23 protein-coding genes are annotated in these 22376 nt (G+C 69.3%); 13 read left to right on the top strand and 10 right to left on the bottom strand.

Annotated features, from left to right (window positions below):
* Window positions 1–53 precede the first annotated feature (53 nt).
* Window positions 54–1250: a PQQ-binding-like beta-propeller repeat protein gene (locus tag WDJ58_RS11020; RefSeq protein ID WP_338917757.1), complete on the bottom strand. Its 1197-nt coding sequence runs from the start codon at window positions 1248–1250 to the stop codon at window positions 54–56.
* A gap of 101 nt (window positions 1251–1351) precedes the next feature.
* Here WDJ58_RS11020 and WDJ58_RS11015 point away from each other — a divergent pair, with 101 nt between their 5' ends.
* The 3 genes from WDJ58_RS11015 (at window position 1352) to mce (ending at window position 4115) form a co-directional block, all read left to right on the top strand.
* Window positions 1352–3031 carry an acyl-CoA mutase large subunit family protein gene (locus WDJ58_RS11015; protein WP_338917756.1) on the top strand — a complete coding sequence of 560 codons (1680 nt, stop codon included), beginning with the start codon at window positions 1352–1354 and terminating at the stop codon, window positions 3029–3031.
* Window positions 3032–3366: 335 nt separating this feature from the next.
* Window positions 3367–3567, top strand: a complete 201-nt coding sequence (locus WDJ58_RS11010; protein ID WP_338917755.1) for a hypothetical protein — start codon at window positions 3367–3369, stop codon at window positions 3565–3567.
* A gap of 161 nt (window positions 3568–3728) precedes the next feature.
* Entirely contained in the window at window positions 3729–4115 is a 387-nt protein-coding gene (mce, locus tag WDJ58_RS11005) for a methylmalonyl-CoA epimerase (RefSeq protein WP_338917754.1), read from the top strand.
* A gap of 181 nt (window positions 4116–4296) precedes the next feature.
* On the opposite strand, the gene WDJ58_RS11000 is transcribed toward mce, so the two are convergent.
* The 3 genes from WDJ58_RS11000 to WDJ58_RS10990 form a co-directional block, all read right to left on the bottom strand.
* On the bottom strand, window positions 4297–4890 hold the full coding sequence (locus WDJ58_RS11000; RefSeq protein ID WP_338917753.1) for an NUDIX hydrolase: 594 nt from the start codon (window positions 4888–4890) through the stop codon (window positions 4297–4299).
* A 41-nt stretch (window positions 4891–4931) separates the two neighbouring features.
* The gene (locus WDJ58_RS10995; protein WP_338917752.1) at window positions 4932–5951 is read right to left on the bottom strand and encodes an NAD(P)H-dependent flavin oxidoreductase; all 1020 of its coding nucleotides are present in this window, start codon (window positions 5949–5951) and stop codon (window positions 4932–4934) included.
* 251 nt (window positions 5952–6202) lie between these two features.
* Window positions 6203–6832, bottom strand: a complete 630-nt coding sequence (locus tag WDJ58_RS10990; protein ID WP_338917751.1) for an FAD-dependent oxidoreductase — start codon at window positions 6830–6832, stop codon at window positions 6203–6205.
* 124 nt (window positions 6833–6956) lie between these two features.
* Here WDJ58_RS10990 and WDJ58_RS10985 point away from each other — a divergent pair, with 124 nt between their 5' ends.
* From WDJ58_RS10985 to WDJ58_RS10960, 6 genes are all read left to right on the top strand, one after another.
* Window positions 6957–8741, top strand: coding sequence for a 2-oxoacid:acceptor oxidoreductase subunit alpha (locus tag WDJ58_RS10985; RefSeq protein ID WP_338917750.1), 1785 nt, complete (start codon window positions 6957–6959; stop codon window positions 8739–8741).
* Window positions 8738–9601, top strand: a complete 864-nt coding sequence (locus WDJ58_RS10980; RefSeq protein WP_338917749.1) for a 2-oxoacid:ferredoxin oxidoreductase subunit beta — start codon at window positions 8738–8740, stop codon at window positions 9599–9601. The genes WDJ58_RS10985 and WDJ58_RS10980 overlap by 4 nt, the downstream gene beginning before the upstream one ends.
* A 333-nt stretch (window positions 9602–9934) precedes the next feature.
* Complete coding sequence (locus tag WDJ58_RS10975) at window positions 9935–11071, top strand: thiolase family protein (protein WP_338917748.1); 1137 nt, start codon at window positions 9935–9937, stop codon at window positions 11069–11071.
* 204 nt (window positions 11072–11275) lie between these two features.
* Window positions 11276–12283 (top strand): BtrH N-terminal domain-containing protein, encoded by a 1008-nt coding sequence (locus WDJ58_RS10970; protein WP_338917747.1) that lies wholly within the window; start codon window positions 11276–11278, stop codon window positions 12281–12283.
* Window positions 12284–12378: 95 nt separating this feature from the next.
* Window positions 12379–12963 (top strand): HTH domain-containing protein, encoded by a 585-nt coding sequence (locus WDJ58_RS10965; protein WP_338917746.1) that lies wholly within the window; start codon window positions 12379–12381, stop codon window positions 12961–12963.
* 27 nt (window positions 12964–12990) lie between these two features.
* Entirely contained in the window at window positions 12991–13431 is a 441-nt protein-coding gene (locus WDJ58_RS10960; RefSeq protein WP_338917745.1) for a PaaI family thioesterase, read from the top strand.
* Window positions 13432–13451: 20 nt separating this feature from the next.
* Here WDJ58_RS10960 and WDJ58_RS10955 read toward each other — a convergent pair whose 3' ends face one another.
* Window positions 13452–15320: a cation:proton antiporter gene (locus tag WDJ58_RS10955; RefSeq protein ID WP_338917744.1), complete on the bottom strand. Its 1869-nt coding sequence runs from the start codon at window positions 15318–15320 to the stop codon at window positions 13452–13454.
* Window positions 15321–15697: 377 nt separating this feature from the next.
* Window positions 15698–16606: an MBL fold metallo-hydrolase gene (locus WDJ58_RS10950; RefSeq protein WP_338917743.1), complete on the bottom strand. Its 909-nt coding sequence runs from the start codon at window positions 16604–16606 to the stop codon at window positions 15698–15700.
* Window positions 16607–16864: 258 nt separating this feature from the next.
* Here WDJ58_RS10950 and serS point away from each other — a divergent pair, with 258 nt between their 5' ends.
* Window positions 16865–18247, top strand: coding sequence for a serine--tRNA ligase (gene serS, locus WDJ58_RS10945; RefSeq protein ID WP_338917742.1), 1383 nt, complete (start codon window positions 16865–16867; stop codon window positions 18245–18247).
* Between the two features lie 22 nt (window positions 18248–18269).
* Here serS and WDJ58_RS10940 read toward each other — a convergent pair whose 3' ends face one another.
* On the bottom strand, window positions 18270–18596 hold the full coding sequence (locus tag WDJ58_RS10940) for a nuclear transport factor 2 family protein (RefSeq protein ID WP_338917741.1): 327 nt from the start codon (window positions 18594–18596) through the stop codon (window positions 18270–18272).
* Window positions 18597–18683: 87 nt separating this feature from the next.
* On the opposite strand from WDJ58_RS10940, the gene WDJ58_RS10935 reads away from it, so the two are divergent.
* The gene (locus tag WDJ58_RS10935; RefSeq protein WP_338917740.1) at window positions 18684–19214 is read left to right on the top strand and encodes a DUF367 family protein; all 531 of its coding nucleotides are present in this window, start codon (window positions 18684–18686) and stop codon (window positions 19212–19214) included.
* A 243-nt stretch (window positions 19215–19457) separates the two neighbouring features.
* Complete coding sequence (locus tag WDJ58_RS10930) at window positions 19458–19811, top strand: GNAT family N-acetyltransferase (RefSeq protein WP_338917739.1); 354 nt, start codon at window positions 19458–19460, stop codon at window positions 19809–19811.
* Window positions 19812–19825: 14 nt separating this feature from the next.
* Here WDJ58_RS10930 and WDJ58_RS10925 read toward each other — a convergent pair whose 3' ends face one another.
* Window positions 19826–20173: an ArsR/SmtB family transcription factor gene (locus WDJ58_RS10925; protein WP_338917738.1), complete on the bottom strand. Its 348-nt coding sequence runs from the start codon at window positions 20171–20173 to the stop codon at window positions 19826–19828.
* Between the two features lie 130 nt (window positions 20174–20303).
* Entirely contained in the window at window positions 20304–21353 is a 1050-nt protein-coding gene (locus WDJ58_RS10920) for a hypothetical protein (RefSeq protein ID WP_338917737.1), read from the bottom strand.
* Between the two features lie 86 nt (window positions 21354–21439).
* On the opposite strand from WDJ58_RS10920, the gene WDJ58_RS10915 reads away from it, so the two are divergent.
* Window positions 21440–21589, top strand: a complete 150-nt coding sequence (locus WDJ58_RS10915) for a 50S ribosomal protein L40e (protein ID WP_338917736.1) — start codon at window positions 21440–21442, stop codon at window positions 21587–21589.
* A gap of 22 nt (window positions 21590–21611) precedes the next feature.
* Here WDJ58_RS10915 and WDJ58_RS10910 read toward each other — a convergent pair whose 3' ends face one another.
* Entirely contained in the window at window positions 21612–22223 is a 612-nt protein-coding gene (locus tag WDJ58_RS10910) for an MBL fold metallo-hydrolase (protein WP_338917735.1), read from the bottom strand.
* Window positions 22224–22376 lie beyond the last annotated feature (153 nt).

Below are 22376 nucleotides of genomic sequence, written 5' to 3'. Positions count from 1 at the left end.
GTTCTCCATCCCGGCACGGACGATGGAGGACCGACCGACAGCCGAAACACCACTCAGGCCGGATCGAGCACGTACGTCCGCGGCGGGCCCTCCTCCCCGCCACCGGTGACCGCGACGACCGCGCCGTCGGCGACCGCCAGCCCCTCGAGGGGCGTCCCGGAGACGGGATGTGACCACCGCTTGCGGCCCACCGAGAGCCCGCCGACCCCGACGCCGCCCGAGTGGGCGAACGCGATCACCTCGCCCTCACGGCCGGCGTAGACGGTGTCGCCCGCGGCGGCCGGCCCGGCCGCGAAGCGACCCGGAGCGGACCACGCGGTCTCCCCCCCGCGAACGTCGCAGGCGGTCAGGCCGCCGCCGTTCCCGCCGAACACGAGACCGGCGGCGACGGCGAGACCGCCCTGTGCGGTGCCGCCGTCGCGGTTGGCCCACCGGTCTGACCCCGCGTGTGCGCCGTTCGCCAGCCGGCGGAGCTTCCCGCCGAACGCACTGACGAGCGCGTCGCCGCCGGTCCGCGCGAGCGCGACCACCTTCCCCCCGACCTTCCGACGCCAGAGCTCCCGGGGGCCGTCGGAGTCGTAGAGGGCGTACACCTCACCCGCGGTCGTTCCGGCGACCAGCGTCGGTAGCCGGAAGGTCAGCTCGACGACCTCGCCGAACAGATCGTAGGACCACGCGACCTCGCCGGTCCCGGCGTCGAGGGCGACGAGTCCGCCGTCGCGCGTTCCGACGTAACACCGGCCCTCCCCGTCCGCGACCGGCGAGGAACTCACGGGACCGACGTCGGCCCGCCAGCGCTCGGTGCCGTCCTCCGGGTCGAGCGCGAGGACGCCTGGCCGCTCGCGGAAGGTCGCGTAGACCGTGCCGTCGACGACGGCCGGTGCGTTCGTCCACGGCTGGTCGCCCGGTCCGACCGTCCAGACGGACTCGCCGGTGGCCAGGTCGAGCGCGTGGAGGCCGGCCGCGCCCGGGAGGAACACCCGCTCCTCGGCGACGACCGGCCGGTCGGTCGGCCGGGGGGTCTCGACGGCCCAGCGCTCGGTCACACCGGAGCGGGGGGCGGCGGCGTCGGGGGCGTACGCGGTGGCCTGCGGGTCGAACGCGGGGTAGGGCCACTCGGTCGAGGCGTCGGAACCCGGCGTGGGCGACCCGTCGTCGACCCCGGCACATCCCGCGAGCGTCGCCGCACCGCCCGCGGCGGCGGCCCGGAGGAGCCGGCGTCTGGTCGCCCCGGAATCCGTGGAGAGCATCCTCCCGAGAGGCGGTACCGGGAGGCAAGTGCCTTCGGGTTCGCTCGACGCACCACCCCGACGACGGCCACCCTTAAGCGCCTCGCTCCCGAGGTGTGTGTATGTTCGACGAGGACGACCTGGCGGAGATCCGCGAGGGGAAAGAGCGGTGGGAGGAGGAGACCTACGACCCCACCGTCGATCGGTTCGGCGAGCGCAAGGAGACGTTCGAGACCGACACGGGCGGCCAGGAGGTCGATCCGCTCTACACCCCCGACGACGTCGGTGACCGGGACTACGACGAGGAGATCGGCTACCCCGCCCAGGAGCCGTTCACCCGCGGGGTCTACTCGACGATGTACCGCGGGCGGCTCTGGACGATGCGCCAGTACGCCGGGATGGGCACCGCCGCCGAGACCAACGAGCGGTTCCTCTACCTGCTCGACCAGGGTCAGACCGGCCTGTCGATGGCGTTCGACCTGCCCACGCAGATGGGCTACGATTCGGACGCCGAGATGGCCGAGGGCGAGGTCGGCAAGTCGGGCGTGGCCATCGACTCGCTGGAGGACATGGAACGGGTGTTCGAGGGTATACCTCTAGACGAGGTCTCGACGAGCATGACCATCAACGCCCCCGCCTCGATCCTCCTGGCGATGTACATCGCCATCGGCGACCGCCAGGGCGTCCCCCGCGAGGAGCTCCGGGGGACCATCCAGAACGACGTGCTGAAGGAGTACGTCGCCCGGAACACCTACATCTATCCGCCGAAGCCCTCGATGCGTCTCATCACCGACATCTTCGAGTTCTGCGCCGAGGAGGTCCCCAACTTCAACACGATCTCGATCTCGGGGTATCACATCCGCGAGGCCGGATCGACGGCGGCCCAGGAGATCGCGTTCACGCTCGGCGACGGCATCGAGTACGTCCAGGCGGCCATCGACGCCGGCCAGGACGTCGACGAGTTCGCGCCGCAGCTCTCCTTTTTTTTCAACGCCCACAACAACGTCCTGGAGGAGGTGGCGAAGTTCCGCGCGGCCCGGCGGATGTGGGCCCGGATCATGGAGGAGCGGTTCGGAGCGGAGAACCCGGGATCCAAGCAGCTCAAGTTCCACACCCAGACCGGCGGCTCGACGCTCACCGCCCAGCAGATCGACAACAACGTCGTCCGAGTGGCCTACCAGGCGCTCGCCGCCGTCCTCGGTGGAACGCAGTCGCTGCACACCAACGGGAAGGACGAGGCCCTGTCGCTCCCGACGGAGAAGTCCGTCCGCACGGCACTGAGAACCCAGCAGATACTCGCCCACGAGTCGGGCGCGGCCGACACCATCGACCCGCTCGCCGGCTCGTACTACATCGAACACCTCACCGATACCCTGGAGGAGGAGGCGTTCGAGATCCTGCGCGAGGCCGACGACCGCGGCGGGATGCGCGAGGCCATCGAATCGGGGTGGGTCCAGGGGGAGATCCAGGACGTCGCGTTCGAGCGACAGCGCGAGATCGAGGAGGGCGAGCGGGTCATCGTCGGCGTCAACGAGTTCGAGGTCGAGGACGAGGAGCCGACCGACGACATCGAGACGGTGAGCGACGAGGAGGTGGCGAAGCAGGTCGAGCGGGTCGAAGAGCTCCGGGCCGAGCGCGACGACGAGGCGGTCGAGGCGGAACTGGAGGCGCTCCGGGAGGCCTGCGAGACCGGCGAGAACGTCATGCCCCACATCGTCGGCGCAGTGAAGGCCTACGCGACGACCGGTGAGGTCGCCGACGCGATGCGGGACGTCTTCGGCGAGCACCGCGGCGGGGTCTGATACGGAGTGTTGTAGTCTCTTACCGGCGATCACGGACCCCGTTCGGGTGATCGCCGGTAAATCGTTACAACAATCCGTATGAGCCCGGCCGACTCGATCCCCCGGGACGCCACGTCGATCCGGTCGGAGGTATCGGTACGCCACCGCCTCCGGCCGGATTTTTCACGCCGTGAGAACGCTCGTACGGCTTTGTCTATACGTGCCGCGTGGATCCGGGTGATGGGTGGGAGAACCGAAAGTGTGGAGGGGAGAGACGAAACCCGGACCTTCGGAGTCGAGGGGCGGGCGATCGCCGGGATCGCCGCCCGCGTCGACTCCCGGCGGGTGATCCGGTGATGCCGATACACCCGACCACCGACAGGGACCGACTCGAGCCGTGCGAGCGCTGTGGGGACGACACCCCTCACGAGGTCCGCATCGAGATACGGACCGAGTCGACCAAGCGCGAGAACGCCCAGTTCTCGAGAGAACCGTACCGGATCGCGACGTGTGTGGTCTGTGGGTCGGAGTCGGTGCTCCGGATGAACAACGCCTGATACGGACGGTCACCCGTCGACTTCTGGAACGGCGCGTCGTCCGTCACCGGGCGACGCCTTCGCCGTGGTGACGGTGGGAGACGAGGGGCCGTACCGACCCGCCGCGGCCGGGCCGGGACGGATCCCCGCCCGTTTTGGTCGGCGGGCACCGAGGGCCGGCCATGCACTTCGACCACGCCGGTATCGCGACCCGTAACGCCGATAGCCTCGTCTTCCTCTTCGAGGACCTTCTGGAGACCGAGGTGGCCCACGAGGAGTGGCTCGACGGGATGAAACTCGTCTTCCTCGAGGTCGGCGAGGGCTACCTCGAGATCATCGAGCCCACAGACGAGGAGGGGACCATCGCGAGCTATCTCGACCGCGAGGGCCCAGGCATCCACCACCTCGCGTTCGCCACCGACGACATCGAGGCGGCGCTCTCCCGGGCCGACGATCGGGGGATCGAGCGCATCGACGAGGAGCCCCGTCGGGGCGCGTGGGGCCACACCGTCGCCTTCCTCCACCCCCGAGACACGGGCGGCGTGCTCGTCGAATTCGTCGAGCACTGACGGGAGACGACCACGGGTCCGGGGCGACAACCTGTCGGACCGAGAGCCCACCCCCCGGGATCGGGGACGGACACCTCCGTCCGACTCACCCTCCCCCGGGGACACCCTGGGTCCGCTTCTCGCGACTTCGGAGGGACCGCACCGCTCCAGGGGCGGTCGGATCCCGTGATCCGCAGCGCGCTCACCCGCGGGACTGCCACTCCTCCCACGACCAGGGGTTGCTCTCGACGCTCCAGTGGAGGTCGGCGGGGAGATTTCGGAACCACGCCGCGCCGTTCAGTTCGGACTCCTGGACGTCGATGCTCCCGCCGGTCGCCCGGGCGACGAAGAACACCCACAGCGTGTGGGCGGTCTCCTCCGCTTCCCCTCCGGTGCCGGCCCGCTCGAACGTCGTCCGCCGGATCCGGCGACAGTCGAGGATCGTACACTCCACCCCGGTCTCCTCGCGGACCTCCCGGACTGTCGCCACCTCGTACTCCTCGTCGCCCTCGCGCCCCCCGCCGGGCGGTCCCCACCCGCTGTCGTCGCGCCCGAGCACGAGCAGGACACGCGGGTACGTTTCCTCGACCGCGGGCATCGAGTCCGAGAGCGGTGGGGGGTCCTCGCGGACGACCCACGCGTAGCCGCCGCCGATGTACCCCTCCGCGGCGTGCTCGGTGAACTCGTCGAACGCCTCGGGTTCGAGTTCGACCGACTCCTCCTCCACCGTGGAGTCGTACGCCCCCCACAGACGGGCCATCCGTCGGTCGACCTCCTCGCGGTTGTAGTGAGTCACGGGCTACGGGAGGTGTACGGGGAGGCACATGAGCGGTTCGGTCACGGAAGCCGGTCGATGGCGGCCTCGGCCTCCCCTGTGAGCCGCTCGACGACCTCGCCGGCCGAGCGGACCGCGTCGACGGCGCCCGCGCTCTGTCCGGCGTAGAGCGCCCACGCCTCGGTGTCGCCGGTCGCACCCGCCACCGGAATGTCGTCGTCGTACCGCTCGACGGGATCGCCGTTCGGGTACGCGCCGACCCGTTCGCCCTCCCTGGGTCGCTCTCCCGAGGGAGGACGGCCAGCCGCCTCCCAGGCCTCGACGGTGCTGTTCCGCAGGACGCGGTGGTCCCGTCCGCGCCACCCACCGTCGAACAGACCCGACCGGACGGTGTCCGTCTCAGACACCTCCGCGAGACGGTCGCGGTAGTCGTCGACGACGTTCGCCTCCCGGGTGGCGACGAACCTGGTGCCGAGCCACGCGCCGTCGGCGCCGAGCGCGAGCGCGGCCGCGACGCCCCGACCGTCGGCGATACCGCCGGCGGAGACGACGGGCGTATCCGCGTGCCCCGCCGCCTCCGTGGCGTCGACGACCCGTGGAACGAGCGGCATCGTCGCCACGTCGCTCTGGAGGTGTCCGCCCGCTTCGGAGCCCTGGGCGACTACAACGTCGACGTCCGCCTCGACCGCCGCGCGTGCCTCCTCGGCCGAGCCGACCGTCGCCATCACGGTCGCACCGGCGTCGTGGACGCGCTCGACATGCGGAGCGGGATCGCCGAACGAGAGCGACACCACGGGGGCGCCCGCTTCGAGCGCCGCCTCGAGGTGCTCGTCGGTCGGCAGGTGAGTCGTCCGGTCGTCGAGGGCGAGGTTGACGACGAACGGCCCCTCGACGAGTTCGCGGGTCTCCGCCACGACCTCCCGGGTGTCCTCGAGCGACCGCCAGGTGACCGCGAGGTGGCCGAGCCCGCCGGCGTCGGTCACCGCCGCCGCGAGTTCGGGGCACGTGGCGCTACCGATGGGGGCCTGCACGATCGGGTGCTCGATCCCGAGCAGATCGGTGAGAGGCGTCCGAAGGGTCACGCTACGGCCTCCACGTCGAACACCGAAGTAGCTACTGCCGCCGAGCGGATGCGGTAAGGGCTATAGTAGCGTTTGGAACCGATGACACACTCCGGGCGGGTTCGTCCCGCCCGCTCGTGAGTAAAGACTTCCAAACGCTACTATAGCTCGCTGTACCGCGAGCGACCGGAGGGAGCGAGCGGCCTTTTTCACCCATGTTTTTGCGCCGAGAGGTTCGCCGGAGGCGACCCCGAGGCCGAAAAAGATGGTGGTTACCCGAAGTTCTCGACCTTCGCCCCCTCGCTGTCGCCGCCGACGGCGTCGATGGCGGTGGTAGCGAGATCGAGGAAGTCGGCGAAGCCGTAGACGAACACCTGCTCGCCCGCCTCGCCGGTGAGCGCCTGCCGGACGGCGTCGGTCAGCCCATCCTCCTCGGCGAGGACGAACACGTCCGCGCCGGCGGTCGCGAGGCCCGAGAGGCGGTCCTCGTGGACGGGCGACTCGTCGAGGTAGACGACGGCCGCACTGTTCCCCTCGGCGAGTGCCCGCTCGGCGATCCCGACCGCGGGACCGACGCCCGGACCGCCCGCGAGCACGACCGCACGGGGCTCGCCCTCGTAGTAGTCGTTCCCGAACGGCCCGGCGACGCCGACGGTGTCGTCGGGTTCGCGCGCCGCGAGCCACGGCCCGAGCGTCCCCTCGGGGTCGACCTCGACGGTCACCTCGAAGGACCCCTCGACGTCGGGCGAGGAGATGGTGTAGAAGCGCGACTCCCCGTCGCCAGTGAGCTTGACGAACTGGCCGGGGCGGGCGTCGAACCCGTCGGGGGTCTCGATGTCGATCGCGATGTCGTCGGGGCCGATATCGCGGACGGCGACGACGCGGGCGTCTGTCTGATCCATGCGAGCGGGTGGTCCCGGGGGGCAAACGACCTTTCGCTTTCGGACGCCCGACCCGGCGAGCGAGGGCTCCGGGATGGTATCATTCAGAAGGCTTAACCTCGGTCGTGCGGAATCCCGAGACAGTATGACAGAGGACCTCAACTGGGCCATCGGTGGGGAGGCCGGGGACGGTATCGACTCCACCGGGAAGATATTCGCCCAGGCGCTCTCACGGGCCGGGCGCCACGTCTTCACCTCCAAGGACTTCGCCTCCCGGATCCGCGGCGGGTACACCGCCTACAAGATCCGAACGGCGGTCGACCCCGTCGAGAGCGTCGTCGACCGGCTCGACGTCCTCATCGCGCTCACCGAGCGCACGGTCGACGAGAACCTGGACGAACTCCACGACGGGAGCGTCATCATCTACGACGGCGAGCGGACGATGATGCAGGACTTCGAGGCCCCTGAAGGGATGGTCGGTCTGGACGTCCCGCTGAAGCGGCTGGCCGAGGAGGCCGGCGGCGCGATCGTCCGAAACGTCGTCGCACTCGGTGCCGCCTGCGAGGTGTGCGACTTCCCCATCGAGAACCTCGACGAAGCGCTGGAGAAGCGCTTCGGCGACAAGGGGAGCGCCATCGTCGACACCAACAAGCAGGCGGCCCGGCTCGGGGCCGAGTACGCCCGCGAGGAGTACGACCTCGACACGGGGTACCGGACGGAAACGACCGATGCCGACTACGTCCTGCTCAACGGCGACGAGGCCATCGGCATGGGCGCGCTCGCCGCCGGCTGTCGGTTCTACGCCGGCTACCCCATCACGCCCGCGACCGACGTGATGGAGTACCTGACCGGGCGAATCGACCACTACGGCGGGAAGGTCGTCCAGGCCGAGGACGAGCTCTCGGCGATCAACATGGCGCTCGGGGCGGCCCGCGCCGGCGCGCGCTCGATGACCGCCACGTCCGGGCCGGGCATCGACCTGATGACCGAGACGTTCGGGCTGATCGCCCAGACGGAGACGCCGCTGGTCATCTGTGACGTGATGCGCTCGGGCCCCTCGACGGGGATGCCGACCAAGCAGGAGCAGGGCGACCTGAACATGACGCTGTACGGGGGCCACGGCGAGATCCCCCGCCTGGTCGTTGCACCCACGACCGTCGCGGAGTGTTTCCACAAGACCATCGAGGCGTTCAACCTCGCCGAGAAGTACCAGACCCCAGTGTATCTCGTCTCGGACCTCGCGCTCGCGGTCACCGAACAGACGTTCCCGCCAGAGGAGTTCGACATGGACGCGGTCGAGATCGACCGTGGCAACGTCGTCGACGAGGCGTCGGTCGAGGAGTGGCAGGACGACCAGGGCCGGTTCAAGCCTCACGCCGACACCGAGGACGGCGTCTCCCCGCGGTCGTTCCCCGGCACCGCCGGCGGCGCGCACATGACGACCGGCCTCGAACACGACGAACTCGGCAGACGGACCGAGGACACCGACGTCCGCGTCGAGCAGGTCGACAAGCGCAACCGGAAGGTCGAGACCGCGGAGGCGAACGAGGACTGGTCACCCCGCGAGTTCGGCGACCCCGACGCGGAGACGCTCGTCGTCTCCTGGGGGTCGAACGAGGGCGCGATGCGCGAGGCCATGGAGTTCCTCGAGGAGGACGGCATCGACGTGCGGTTCCTCTCGTGTCCGTACATGTTCCCGCGGACGGACCTCACGGAGGAGGTCGAGGCCGCCGAGAACGTCATCGTCGTCGAGTGTAACGCGACCGGACAGTTCGCGGACGTCCTCGAACACGACACGCTGACGCGCGTCGACCGCATCAACAAGTACACCGGCGTCCGGTTCAAGGCGGACGAACTCGCCGGTGAGATCAAGGACCACCTCGGCGTCGCCGCCGAGGGCGGTGAGGAAGAGGAGGTGGAAGCAGAATGAGCTCAGACGTCAGATTCACCGACTTCAAATCGGACGCACAGCCCACGTGGTGTCCCGGCTGCGGCGACTTCGGGACGATGAACGGCATGATGAAGGCCCTCGCGGAGACGGGCAACGACCCCGACAACACGTTCGTCGTCGCCGGCATCGGCTGCTCCGGGAAGATCGGCACGTACATGCACAGCTACGCGCTCCACGGCGTCCACGGCCGGGCCCTGCCGGTGGGGACGGGCGTGAAGATGGCCAACCCCGAACTCGAAGTGATGGTCGCCGGCGGCGACGGCGACGGCTTCTCCATCGGGGCCGGCCACTTCGTCCACGCCGTTCGACGGAACGTCGACATGACGTACATCGTCATGGACAACCGCATCTACGGGCTGACCAAGGGGCAGTTCTCGCCCACCTCCCGGGAGGACTTCGAGACGGCCACCTCTCCGGAGGGGACGAAGCAGCAACCGGTCAACCCGCTCGCACTCGCGCTCGCCGCCGGCGGGACGTTCATCGCCCAGTCGTTCTCCTCGGACGCCCAGCGCCACGCGCAGATCGTCCAGGAGGCCATCGAGCACGACGGGTTCGGGTTCGTCAACGTCTTCTCCCCGTGTGTCACGTTCAACGACGTCGACACGTACGACTACTTCCGCGACTCGCTCGTGGACCTCGCCGAGGAGGACCACGACGCCGGTGACTACGACGCGGCCAAGGAGAAGATCCTCGACCGCGACGTCGAGTACCAGGGCGTCATCTACCGCGATGACGACTCGGTCGGCTTCGAGAAGCGGGAGGGCATCGAGGCCCCGATGACCGACATCCCCGACGGCGCACCCGAGGACGCGACGGACCTGGTCCGCGAGTTCTACTAAAGAACCTCTTTTTCGCTCGGGTGCGCAAAGCGCACCCGAGCGAAAAACCCGTTCATGCCAAAAGCGCCCCTCGCGGCTTCGCCGCTCGGGGCGGGTGAAACACCTCGCTCACTTCGTTCGCTCGGCGTATACTGTACTCGAACCCCCTGCACTGCAGAGAGTCACAAACGGGTACACGTCGGCTGCCGGGGTCCCCACTCGCTCGGCATCGTGGCGCGCCGCAGTGCTGTCCCGGCTTCGAGGGGCACTCGGAGCGATCAGACGAGACCCGTTTAACAATGTTACGTGGCCGAACGAAGAGATTTAACAGCGTGGGGCCCCTGGTCCGCGTGTATGAGTAGCAACGATCCGGTCGTCGTGCAGGCGTACCGAACCCCGTTCGGCAAGGAGGACGGCGTGTTCGCGGACGTGCGGAGCGAGGACCTCTCGATCCCGCTGATCGACGAGATGCTCGCGGAGACGGGGCTGTCGGGCGAGCAGGTCGACGACCTGATGTGGGGCTGTGCCCAGCAGCGCGGCGAGCAGGGCAACAACATGGCCCGCGTCATCACCCTCCTCTCCGATCTCGGCGAGAAGGTCCCCGGGACGACGATCAACCGCTGGTGTGCCTCCTCGGCGCAGTCGGTCATCTCGGCCAGCGACGCCATCCGGGCCGGGCAGCGCGACTGCATCATCGCCGGCGGCGTCGAGAACATGTCCCGGACGAAGATGGGCGAGAACAACGAGATCCACCCCCGGATGAACGAGGACTACAACCTCGCGGCGCTCTCGATGGGCATGACCGCGGAGGAGGTCGCGGAACGCTACGACATCTCCCGGGAGGAGCAGGACGACTACGCCTACCGGAGCCACATGCGGGCGAGCGAGGCCACGCGATCGGGTCGGTTCGACGACGAGATCGTCCCCGTCGACAACGGCGAGGGGACGGTGAGCGAGGACCAGGGCATCCGCCACGACGTCGACCGCGAGAAGATGTCCGAACTGCCGACCGTCTTCAAGTCCGACGGGACGGTCACGCCGGGGAACGCCTCGCAGATCACCGACGGCGCGGCCGCGCTGATGGTCACCTCGCGCGCGTTCGCCGAGGACCACGACCTCGACGTGCTGGCCGAGGTGGGCAACAACGCCGTCGCCGGCGTCGAGCCCGAGGTCATGGGCATCGGCCCCGTCCCCGCCTCGGAGCAGCTGTTCGAGCGCTCGGGCACCTCCGCGGAGGACTACGACCTCGTGGAGCTCAACGAGGCGTTCGCCTCCCAGACCCTCTACTCCCAGCGACAGCTCGGCTTCGACGACGACCTGTTCAACGTCAACGGCGGAGCCATCGCGCTGGGCCACCCACTCGGTGCCTCGGGCGCTCGCCTGCCCGTGACGCTCATCCACGAGATGCGAAAGCGCGACGCCCGGCGTGGGCTCGCGACGGAGTGCGTGGGCTTCGGCCAGGGCGCGGCCATCGAGTTCAGCCTGCCGTAGTCCGGTCGGCCCCTCCCCCGATCTGACCGGACACCCGGTCCCCGAACGTTCTTCGCCGTCGCTCCCGACCACCATCCATGCGCCTCCATGGCTTCGGGCACGCCCCCGGCGCTCACTGCGGTTCGACCTCGCTCCGGAACCTCGCCACCTATAGTAGCGTTTGGAACCGATGACACACTCCGGACGGGGACGGTCCCCCCGTCCGTGCGTAAAGACTTCCAAACGCTACTATACCACGGCTGGGGGTTCGACGAGTCCACGTGCTTCGGGCTGGCCTCCGGGCTGGGGTTCAACTACCGGGAGCTCGCCGAGTCCCCGCATCGGATGTTCGTGGGGCGACAGATCTGGCTCGAACGGGCGTTCTTCGACAACCTCGGGATCGAGACGACCGACCGTGAGAGCGAGAACTTCGAGACGGCGTGGGCCGAAGTGCGGGAGCGACTCGACGGCGGCGACCCGGTGATGGCCTTCGTCGACCTCTACTACCTCGACTACTACGACACCTCCACGCACTTCGCCCCTCACTCACTCCTCCTCGTCGGGTACGACGAGGATGCCGACGCGAGCGAGGCTCCGAACGCCGATCCGGACGCGGGTACGGGCGTCGTCTACACGAGCGACAGCGAGTTCGAGGAGGTCCAGTCTCTCCCGCTCTCCTCGCTCCGGGCGGCGTGGGCCTCCGACGCGGTCGTACCGCTCTCGAACCGCTACCTGGTACCCGAGGGTGACCCGACGGTCCCGGTCGGGGAGGCCACGGAGCGGGCGATACGGACGACGGCGACCTACATGCTCGACCCCGAGGCGTCACGGTACCCCCTCTGGCCCGGAGCGACTCACGGGCTCGCCGGGATCCGCGCACTCGACGACGACCTGCCCTCCTGGACCGAACTGCCCGACCCCGGCTGGACGACCAGGTTCGCCTACCAGAACGTCGAGCGCCGAGGGACCGGTGGCGGGGCGTTCCGGGGACTCTACGCTCCGTTCCTCGCGTCCGTCGAGGAGGCGGTCGGACTGGAGGGGTTCGGCGACCGGATGCACGCTATCGCCGAGGGCTGGAAGGCGGTGGGCGGAACGCTCCGCGAGGCGAGCGAGGCGGACGACGTCTCGGCCCTCCCGTCGTCCCTCGAGTCCGCGAGCGAGTCCGTCCACGAACTCGCCGACTGCGAGGGGACGCTCTACGAGGACGCCCTGACGGCGCTCGATCCGGCCTGACCCGATCGACCTGATCCGCGGCTGTCCTATCACCGATTCCACCATACCCATTGAAGTCATAGTTTGCACTACTAGTGGTACTGGAGGAATCCCTAATGACCTGGCAACCCGGTGACGATCAGCCCCCGCTCGCCCCGCCCGCCGAGGTCAGCGTCGCCGACCGTGGCCCGCCCGAGGAGCCCGCGTCCGGAACGACCGTCGAACTCTGCGCCCGATCGCTCTCCGACGAGGTACAGCCGCTGTTCGGCGAGGCTCTACAGCGGCTTCGTGGGGCCGAGGCCGTCGACGAGGTGGCGGTGGCGGTGTACGGACGATCGTTCGACCCGACGGGACCGGCGGCGGCCACCGAACCGGGCCGCGCGCTCGCCGACCGGCTGGAGTCGTTCCGCGAGTGGGCGGACGAGAACGGCGCGTCGTTCGGTCCGTTCTTCCGGGCCCGAAGGGTCGAGCGACTCGCCGGCGAGGCCTGCACGCGGGTCGAACTGCCGACCGTCACCCTCGCGGAGTACCGCGAGGGCGACCTCGTGTTCGTCGCGCCCTGTCACCTCGACGAGCGCCACTACACTGTCCTCGACAGGGTACGGCGGCTGACGGCCGGTGAGCGAACGGCTACCGTGATCGGTCACGTCGGCGATCGATCCGAACCCGTGGGCGAGGACGGCACCACGGTCCGCACCTGACTTATCCGACCCGCCTGGACGGTGGGTATGGACGCCGACACCGACCCCGTGGAGTTCTTCGACCGCATCCCGTTCGTGGACGATCTGGGTATCGAACTGACGGACGCGTCCGGCGGCCGCGCGGAGGGCCGGCTCGAACTGGCCGAACGGCACACCTCCAACGAACGGACCGGGGTCGTCCACGGCGGGGTGACGTACTCGCTCGCCGACACCGTCGGCGGTGCGGCCGTCTACTCGACCGTCGGGCGGTCGACGCCGACGGTCGACATGCGGATCGACTACCTCGCGCCGGCGACGGGCGAGGAGCTACGCGCGGAGGCCGAGACGCTCCGGGTCGGCGCGGGCGTCGCGACCGTCGACGTGACCGTGGTAGACGAGTCGGGGACGCGGATCGCCGAGTGCCGCGGCGTGTACAAGACGGGTGGTGGCGACGGGGAGAACGTCTGGCAGGGGAACCGAGGGGAGTGAAGTAGCGCGGGGGCGGGGGCTCAGACCTCGTTCGGGCGGCAGAACTCCATCGCCGTGCGGACGGCCTCCCGCGAGCCGATGAGGGTGATGTGGTCGCCCTCCTGGAGGGTGAAGTCGGCGTCGGGCACCTCCGTCCGGCCGTTGCGTGCGACCAGCGCGATGAGACAGCCGTCCGGCAGTTCGGGACCGACCTCGCGGACGGTCCGGCCGACGAGCTCCTCGTTGGTCACCTCGACCTCCTGGACGTCGCCGGACTCGCCCACCTCGCTGAACCAGCGGGTGAGCGCCGGCCGCTCGATGGCGTTGTCGAGCGCCTGCGCGGTGGCGTCCGCCGAGGAGATGGTCCGCACGCCGAGGTCCTCGAACGCGTCGACGTTGTCGGGGTTGTTCGCCCGCGCGATGACCGTCTCGACGTCGAACTTCGAGTTGGCGAGCTGTGCCACGAGGAGGTTGGCGTCGTCGTCACCGGTGGCCGCCACGACGATGCGGGCGTTCTCCGCGCCCGCCGAGCGCAACACGTCGGTGTCGGTCCCGTCGCCGATGTGGGCCGCGTGGCCCCTGTTCCGGACGGTCTCGACCTGTGTCTCGTCGTTCTCGACGATGACGACGTTCTCTCCCCGGTCTTCGAGGCGATCGGCGAGCGCACGGCCCACCTGCCCGCCTCCTACGATTATCACGCGCATTGGTATCACGTCAAGGTAGCCCGCGATATAGCGGGCGAGTCCGCCCTCGAATACGACCGTCGTCAGGATGACGAGGAAGACGGTGCCGACGAGCAGGGTCGCGGTCTCGTTCATTCCCCGGTCGGCGAGTTCGACCGCGAACAGCGTCGCGACGGACGCGGGGATGATCCCCCGCGGGCCGACGAAGCTCATGAACATCCGTTCGCCGAAGGTGAACCGTCCCCCGAGCGTCGAGAGGAGGACGAGCGCCGGTCGGATGAGGAGCGCGACCGCCACCACGACGACCAGCCCGCCGATCCCCAGCGCGGCGAGGTCCTCGAACCGGAGCAGCGCGGCGAGCGCGATGAACACGAACGACAGCACGAGGAGGGTGATGTCGCCCTTGAACGAGGTGATGTCCTCCTCGTAGGGCACGTCCAGGTTCCCGAGGATGATGCCGGCGACGGCGACGGCGGCGACCCCCGCCTCGCTGGCGATGGTGTCGGCGGCACCGAACGCGACCAGCGCACCGGCGAGCACCAGCAGTCGGGCGTTCTGCGGGGCATTGCCCGGCGAGAGGTCGACGTACCGGAGGAGGTACCAGACGACGATGGCGACCACGACGCCGACGAAGATGCCGGTGCCGAGCCTGAGGGCGAACTCCTCCAGGAACACCGCGGGGGTCGCCTCCCCGAGCGTGACGACCTCGAAGACGACCACGGCGATGATGGCCGCCGTCACGTCGTTGACGATCCCCTCCGTCTCCAGGGCGGCGGCGACCCGGTCCCTGACGGGGACGACCTCGAGGATGGGCGTGATGACCGTCGGTCCGGTCGCGACGAGGAGCGCCCCGATCAGGAACGAAATGTCCCAGGCCGCCCCGAGCGCGAACCTGACGGTCACGGCCGTTCCGACGAGCGCGATGGCCGCCCCGAGGGTGACGAGCCGGATGGTCGCGCTCGGAGCCTCCCGGAGCTTGTCGAGCTTGAGGTGGAACGCCCCCTCGAAGACGATGATCGCCACCGAGAGGCCCACGATGGCCGGGAGCGCGTCGCCGAACGACGACTGGGTGACCACGCCCAGCCCCTCCGGGCCGAGCGCGATGCCGGCGAAGATGAGGAAGATGATGCTGGGGACCTCGAACCGGTCGGAGAGTATCTGTGCTCCGACCCCGAGACCGATGATGGCTGCTACCAGCGGTATCAGGTATCCGCCAGTGGCCGCCACGTGGTCACCTCCATCGGTTTCGGGTGACGGCGGCCCCTCGTATAAATGGCATCAATTACGACGGGCGCGGCACGCCGCCGCTCCCGGCCCCGACTACTCCTCGCGGGTCGTCACTGCGTTCCTCCCCGCTCACCTGATCGGGGGCTCGGTCGCGGCGGCTCACGGCTCGCTCTGCTCGCCATCTGCTCGCGGGCTTCGCCCGCTCGCACGGCCCGAGGGACCTCCGGTCCCTCGTCGTTCGCCATCGAGGTCTCCCTCCGGTCGACCTCGCTTCGCTCCCTGCGCCCTCGCTACTCCTCGCGGATCGTCGCTCCGCTCCTCCCCGCTCGCCTGGTTGAGGCCTCGGTCACTCACTTCGTTCGTTCCCTGCGCCCTCGCTACTCCTCGCGGGTGTCCAGATAGCGGAGTATCCCGCGGACGTCCATCTCCGCGACGGCCCGCGCGCGGTCGGGGCTCCACGCGTCGGCGAGGTCGGTCCCCTCGACGAACTGCTGGACGACCGCCTCGTCGTCGCCGAGCAGTTCCCGGCGCTCCTCGACCAGTTCGACGAACTCGGTGAGCGCCCGCTCGTGTTCGTCGAGTCGGTCCTCGGCGGGGAGCGGCCCGAAGTGCGAGTAACAGAGCACCGAGGGGCCGAGATCGGCGATCGTCCGGGTGTCGTCGACGGCCTGCGGGACGTCGAAGTTCGGGGGTGGCGTCGTCGGTTTCACGGCGTCCATGTCGGGAACGTAGATCCCCGCGGCATCGGCGGTGAAGACCGCGTCGTTCGCCGGGTCGTAGTGGACTACCTGGTGGGGGGCGTGCCCGGGGACGTGGTGAACCGCGAGTTCGTGGTCGCCGAGGTCGATCAGGTCCCCGTCGGTGACTTCCCGTATACGCTCTTCGGGGACCGGTTTCGGCTCGGCGTAGTGACGGATCTGGTCGCCCACGGCGCGCTTCGTCCCCTCCCAGAGTCGTCCGGGATCGACGAGGTGGGGCGCGCCGATCTCGTGGATCACGACCTCGGCGTTCGGGCAGGCCTCGGCCAGGTAGCCCGCCCCGCCCGCGTGGTCGAGGTGGACGTGCGTCGGCGCGACGTACGCGAGTTCCTCGGGCGCGATGCCGACCGTCTCCATCGCTCCGACGATCGCCTCCCACTCGGTCCCGATGCCGGTTTCGATCACCGCCGGCTCCTCGGCGTCGAGCAGGTAGACCGAGCTGTACCCCTCGATATCGAACATCCCCGTCTCCACGTAGTGGAGATCGGTCGTGCCGTGGCCGACCTCCCGAACCTCGCCGACTTTCATGTCCTCGTGGTGCTCGTTCGCGGTCTTGAAGCCATCGAGTGATGGCCCCCTGGATCTTCGGGGGAACGTTGGCCGAGTGAGTAACGGGCGGCGGGTGGGACTGAAAGGAGCCGTGTGCGGCGGCTTCGCCGTGGTTCGAGAGACGCTTGCTGGTGGATTCATCGGTCGTCGCTGTGTTCTCGTCGGCCGTCACTGAGCGCCGAGAACCCCCCACACGCTACCGACACGCCTAACCTCGGCCATCGAGAACCGCCGACCATGCTCAGCCGGCAGTTCCTCCGCGAGAACCCCGAGACGGTTCGAGAGGCGATGGAGAAGAAGGGGGTAACCGACGTCGACCTCGATCACGTGCTGGAGGTCGACGAGGAGTGGCGACGACTCAAGTCACGGGGTGACGACCTCAGACAGCGCCGGAACGAGGTCTCGGGACGGATCGGCGAGCTCAAACAGGAGGGAGAGGAGGAGGAGGCCCAGCGGGCGATCGAGGAGTCGGGGGAACTCAAGGCCGAGCTCGACGACGTCGAGGCCCGGGCCGAGGAGCTCGAGTCGGAACTCGAGGAGGCGCTACTGGAGATCCCCATGGTCCCCCACGAGAGCGTCCCGGTGGGCGAGGACGAGTCGGACAACGTCGAGCGGTACCGGTGGGGGTTCGAGGACCTGCGCGGCCTGCCCGGGGAGGTGGTTCCTCACTACGACCTGGGCGAGGAGCTCGACGTGCTCGACTTCGAGCGCGGCGCGAAGGTCTCGGGCGGGGGCTACCAGTTCGTGAAGGGCGACGGCGCGCGGCTGGAGTACGCGCTCGTCCAGTTCATGCTCGACGTCCACCGCGAGCAGGGCTACACCGACGTCTTCCCGCCGATCCCCGTCAACAGCGCCTCGATGGAGGGGACGGGCCAGTTCCCGAAGTTCGTCGAGGACGCCTACCGCATCGGCGGCGAGAACGACGCGCCCTACGACGACGACGACCTCTGGCTGCTCCCCACCGCGGAGGTGCCGGTGACGAACATGTACCGCGACGAGATACTGCTCGACGACGACCTCCCCCTCAAGCACCAGGCGTTCACGCCGAACTTCCGGCGCGAGGCCGGCGAGCACGGTACCGAGACCCGGGGGTACGTCCGGGTCCACCAGTTCAACAAGGTAGAACTCGTCAACTTCGTCCGCCCGGAGGAGAGCTACGATCGCCTCGAAGGGCTGCTCGAGGAGGCCGAGGAGGTCCTGAAACGGCTCGAGCTTCCGTATCGCGTGCTGTCGATGTGTACGGGTGACATGGGGTTCACCCAGGCCAAGAAGTACGATATCGAGGTGTGGGCCCCCGCCGACGACATGCCCGAGGGTCCCGAGGAGGGCGGCCGGTGGCTGGAGGTCTCGTCGGTGTCGAACTTCGAGGACTTCCAGGCCCGGCGCGCGGGCATCCGCTACCGCCCCGAGCGCCACGAGTCGGCGGAGTACCTCCACACGCTCAACGGGTCGGGGGTCGCCCTCCCACGGGTGGTGGTCGCGATCCTCGAGTACTACCAGAACGACGACGGCACCGTCACGATCCCCGAGGCACTCCGGCCGTACATGGGCGGCCAGGAGGTCATCGAGGGTCACGAACCCGTCGGCGAGAGCGCGGTCGGCGCGGGACGGAAGGAGTAGCGAGGTCGGGGGCCGGTGGCGCTCAGTCGGTGTAGGTCCGGATGCCCGCGATCCGGTCGCCCTCGAACCGGAAGGTGTCGACGAACCCGAACAGCTCCCCCCCGTCGTCCCGGACCAGCCGGCCCTCGACGGCGACCCGCCCGTCGTCGACGTAGAGCGCCTCCACGTGGTGGCTCGTGTCGGTCATCGGGCGGTCCTCGCGCATGAACCGGACGAACGCCTCGCGCCCCTCGATGGTCCGGTCGGGGCGGACCTGCTGGAACCCCTCCGCGAGCAGCCCGGCGAGTTCGTCGTACTCCCCCCCGTCGATGTAGCGGTAGTACGCCCGGGCGAGGCTGGGACCGTCCATACCCGTCGTTGGGGCCGCGGACGTATGAACCCCGGCCCGGCAGAGCGGCTCCGGACGGCTTTTGTCGCGGCTCGGCCTACCCGGGGCGTGGAACTGCACGTCCGCTACGAGGGCGACGACGACCCGAAGAAGTGCACCGCGCGCAAGCTCGCGCGGTTCGGGCTGGCCTCGCTCCACCGCTCGGCGCGCGCGACGCCGCCGGGCATCGTGCTCGACCCCTACGCCGAGCGGGCGCTCTCGCCGGCCGACGCACCCGACGACGGGGCCGGGAGTCGGGGGACGGGCGTCCACGACCGTCTGGTCGCGCTCGACTGCTCGTGGGAGACCGCCGAGGCCGAGGCCTTCCGGCTCTCCGGACCCCACCGCGCGCTCCCCTTCCTCGTCGCCGCCAACCCCGTCAACTACGGGACGCCGTTCCGACTGAACACCGTCGAGGCGTTCGCGGGCGCGCTGGTGATCCTCGGCCACCGCGAGCAGGCCGAGGAACTCCTCTCGAAGTTCCGGTGGGGTCACACGTTCCTCGAACTCAACGAGGAGCCCCTCCGGCGGTACGCGGCGGCCGCGGACTCGGCGGCGGTCGTGGCGATACAGGAGGAGTATCTCGACGCCGAGGAGTAGCCGGCCGTCGCGTGTGGCAGTTCGAGCGGCACCCGTCCCCGACAGTGTTTCCTCGCAGGGGCCACGCGACCCGTTCGATGACACGCGTCCGCGACCTGACGCCCGACGACGCCGCCGAGCTGACCGCGCTGTACGGGGAGTACGAGTGGTGGGCCGACCGCGACGCCGAGAACGTCCGCCGCGCGCTGTAGTAGCGTTTGGAAGTCTTTACTCACGGCCGGGCGGGACGGGCCCGCCCGGAGTGTGTCATCGGTTCCAAACGCTACTATCGCCGGGACCGAGGTCGCCGTCGGCGTCGAGGACGCCGGTCGGCTCGTCGCTTCGGCCCGCGTCCTGACCGACTCCCTCTACTACGCGAACGTCTTCGACGTCGTGGTGGCGACAGACCGGCGCGGCGAAGGGCTCGGCGGGACGCTGATGGAGGCGGTCGTCGAACACCCGGACCTCCAGGGGGTCGTGGGACTCTCGCTACTCTGTCGCCGGGGGCTCGTCCCGTTCTACGAGTCCGTCGGGTTCGAACCCCACGACGGTGAGGTCGACGTCCCCGAGGGCGGGACCGAGGAGCTCGTCAGGATGACCTACCGTCAGGAGGGCTGATCGCCCGGAAACGCTCACTCGTCGTCCGACGACGACGGGTCACCGATCACGATCGCGCCGACCTCGCGTGCGTACACGTCCATCTCGGCTCCCTTCTCGGAGTACCGCGTCCCGACCACGGTCACGAGGCCGGCCTCTTCGAGCTTCGGGAGGTGATAGCAGACGTTCTGCACGGAGGTCCCGACGCGGTCCGCGAGTTCGGTCGGGGTCGCCGATCCGTCGGCCAGCTCCGCCAGTATCGACTGGGCGGTCCTCGATCCGAGCGCGTCGACGATCGGAGCCGCGTCGTCCGCCGGGAGGTACCGGACGTCGGGCTCCGGTTCGGAGAACCCGTCCGGGCTCAGGCGTTCTATCGTTGACATCGTCGGTAAAACCGTATCACGGCGAGGGACAATAGCGCCGTGCCGTAGCCCTTCGGTGTTCGGGTGATCGATTCGCGCGTTCCGGAAGCCGCCTCTCCGTCGAAGGAATCGTCCTCGGTCGAGCCGACTCTCAGCCCCAGCCGAGACCGGTCGGATTCTCGATGTCGAGCGGGCTCCGGGGCAGGTCCTTCGGGGGGTCGGACTCGTTGTAGTCCGACGGGGCGACGTCGTTGGGCGTGTCGGGGTAGAACAGCGAGGCGAGGACCTGGAGGTGGCTCCGCCCGGGACCGAGTTCGTACTGGCCGCCGCCGTAGAGCGAGACGCCCCGATCGAGGCAGTACTCGATGCACTCGAACAGCGATTCGACGGTACCGAACCGCGAGGGCTTGACGTTCAGCCACCGTGGCTCGACCGGGAGGGCCTCGACGTCCTCGACGGAGTGGATCGGGGCGTCCCAGGCGAGGCGGTCGGCCTCGGGTTCGAGTATCGGTGTCGTCTCCTCCGTCCAGCGGGCGTCCTCGATCACCGCGTCCGGGAAGGCCTCGACGGTCCGGCGGTAGAACTCGGGGTCCGCGGGGGTGTCGACGACGGTCCCCTCGTAGAACCCCTTGAGGTCGGCGACGCGGACCCGCCCGGTGTCGGCGAGGTCGGCGAACAGCGCGTCGTCCCAGTCGGGTTCGGGGTCGAGTTTGAACTCGGCGTCGGGATCGACGCCGAGCAGCGTCTCGATGCGGTCGATCGACTCGACGCGCGAACTCACCACGAACCGGACCGGGTCGTACTCGCGGTCGAGGACGCCGCCGAGGGTCTCCCCGGCCTGTCGGAGCGCGAGGTCGAGGGCCGCGCTCTCGACCCCCCACCGGCGGTAGTCCCGGGAGGTCTCCCGACTCGGGGCCTCGGGCCAGAGGTCGACGTCGTCGAGGTGATCGGAGAACTCGCCGAACGTCCACTCGCCGACGAAGGCGTCCTCGAACGCCCCCCGGTCGTCGGCCGCGGCGAACGCGTCGTGGTCCTCGGTCTCGTAGGTGACGTCCTCGCCGGCACCGGTGGCCCCGAGGCCCTGGAGCCGGAGTTCGGTCGTTACACGGGTAAAATCCGGCCTCGGCGAGCGCTCGTGGCGGCGGCGGTCGTGACCCTCGACGACGAGCGGGAGGTCGGCGAGCCGGTCGTAGATGGCCATACCCGAGACAGACCGTGGGGAGGGATAAGGGCTCGCGTGGTAGTCGTCTCGGAACGTTTAACCGCCGCGCAGGCCCAACGTGGGTTATGGCGAAAAACGAGAAGGCGGAGGCCCGCATCCTGGAGAAGATGATCTGCATGAAGTGCAACGCCCGGAACCCGACGCGGGCGGAGCGCTGCCGGAAGTGCGGTTACAGCAAGCTCCGGCCGAAGGCCAAGGAACGCCGCGCGGCCTGAATCGGCCCCTCTCCTCTCCTCGCTATTCGTCGGGGTACTTCGGCTCCCGCTTCTCCGCCCGCGAGAGCGCCGTCTCGACCACGTCGCGGACGTCGCCGTGGAAGACGCCGCCGTGACCCGAGTACATGTGCTCGACGTCCTCGGGCATCCGCCCCAGGAGGTTCTCGATGGACTCGACGAGCCGCTCGCGGGACTGGCCGGCCATGTCCGTCCGGCCGAACGAGCCGTAGTCGAACGCGCCGTCGTCGTGGACGACCACGTCGCCGGAGAACAGCGTCGTCTCGGAGACGAACGAGAGGTGGTCGTCGGCGTGACCCGGCGTGAACACGGCCTCGAACGTCTCGTCGCCGACCTCGACCATATCGCCGTCGCCGAGCGAGTGGTCCCGACGGGGGTGCTCGGCGTAGGCGTACACCTCGGGGTCGAACGCCTCACAGACCGCGTCGAGTTCGGCGACGTGGTCGCCGTGCTGGTGGGTCAGGACGAGCGCCTCGACCGTGTCGGTGTGCTCGCGGACGACGTCGACGACGCCGTCCATCGCGCCGGCGTCGACGAGCGTCGGGCGGTCGCCGAGCGCGAGGTAGGCGTTACAGGTGAACGTCTCCGCGTCGGCAGTGACGTTGATGACATCCATACGCCCTCCCCGTCGCCGGGTGACTTCACGCTGGCGGCGCCAGAGTGTGATCCGTGATGTGCACGCTCCGTGTTCGGGTACTGACCCTCTGGCTGGGACTCGGGTGGGACTGAAAGGGGCCGACGGCTGGGCGAAGCACGGACCCGCAAGCAC

The sequence above is a fragment of the Salinirubellus litoreus genome, assembly GCF_037335815.1.
Taxonomy (GTDB): domain Archaea; phylum Halobacteriota; class Halobacteria; order Halobacteriales; family Haloarculaceae; genus Salinirubellus; species Salinirubellus litoreus.
This window is presented reverse-complemented; position numbering and strand designations above follow the sequence as displayed.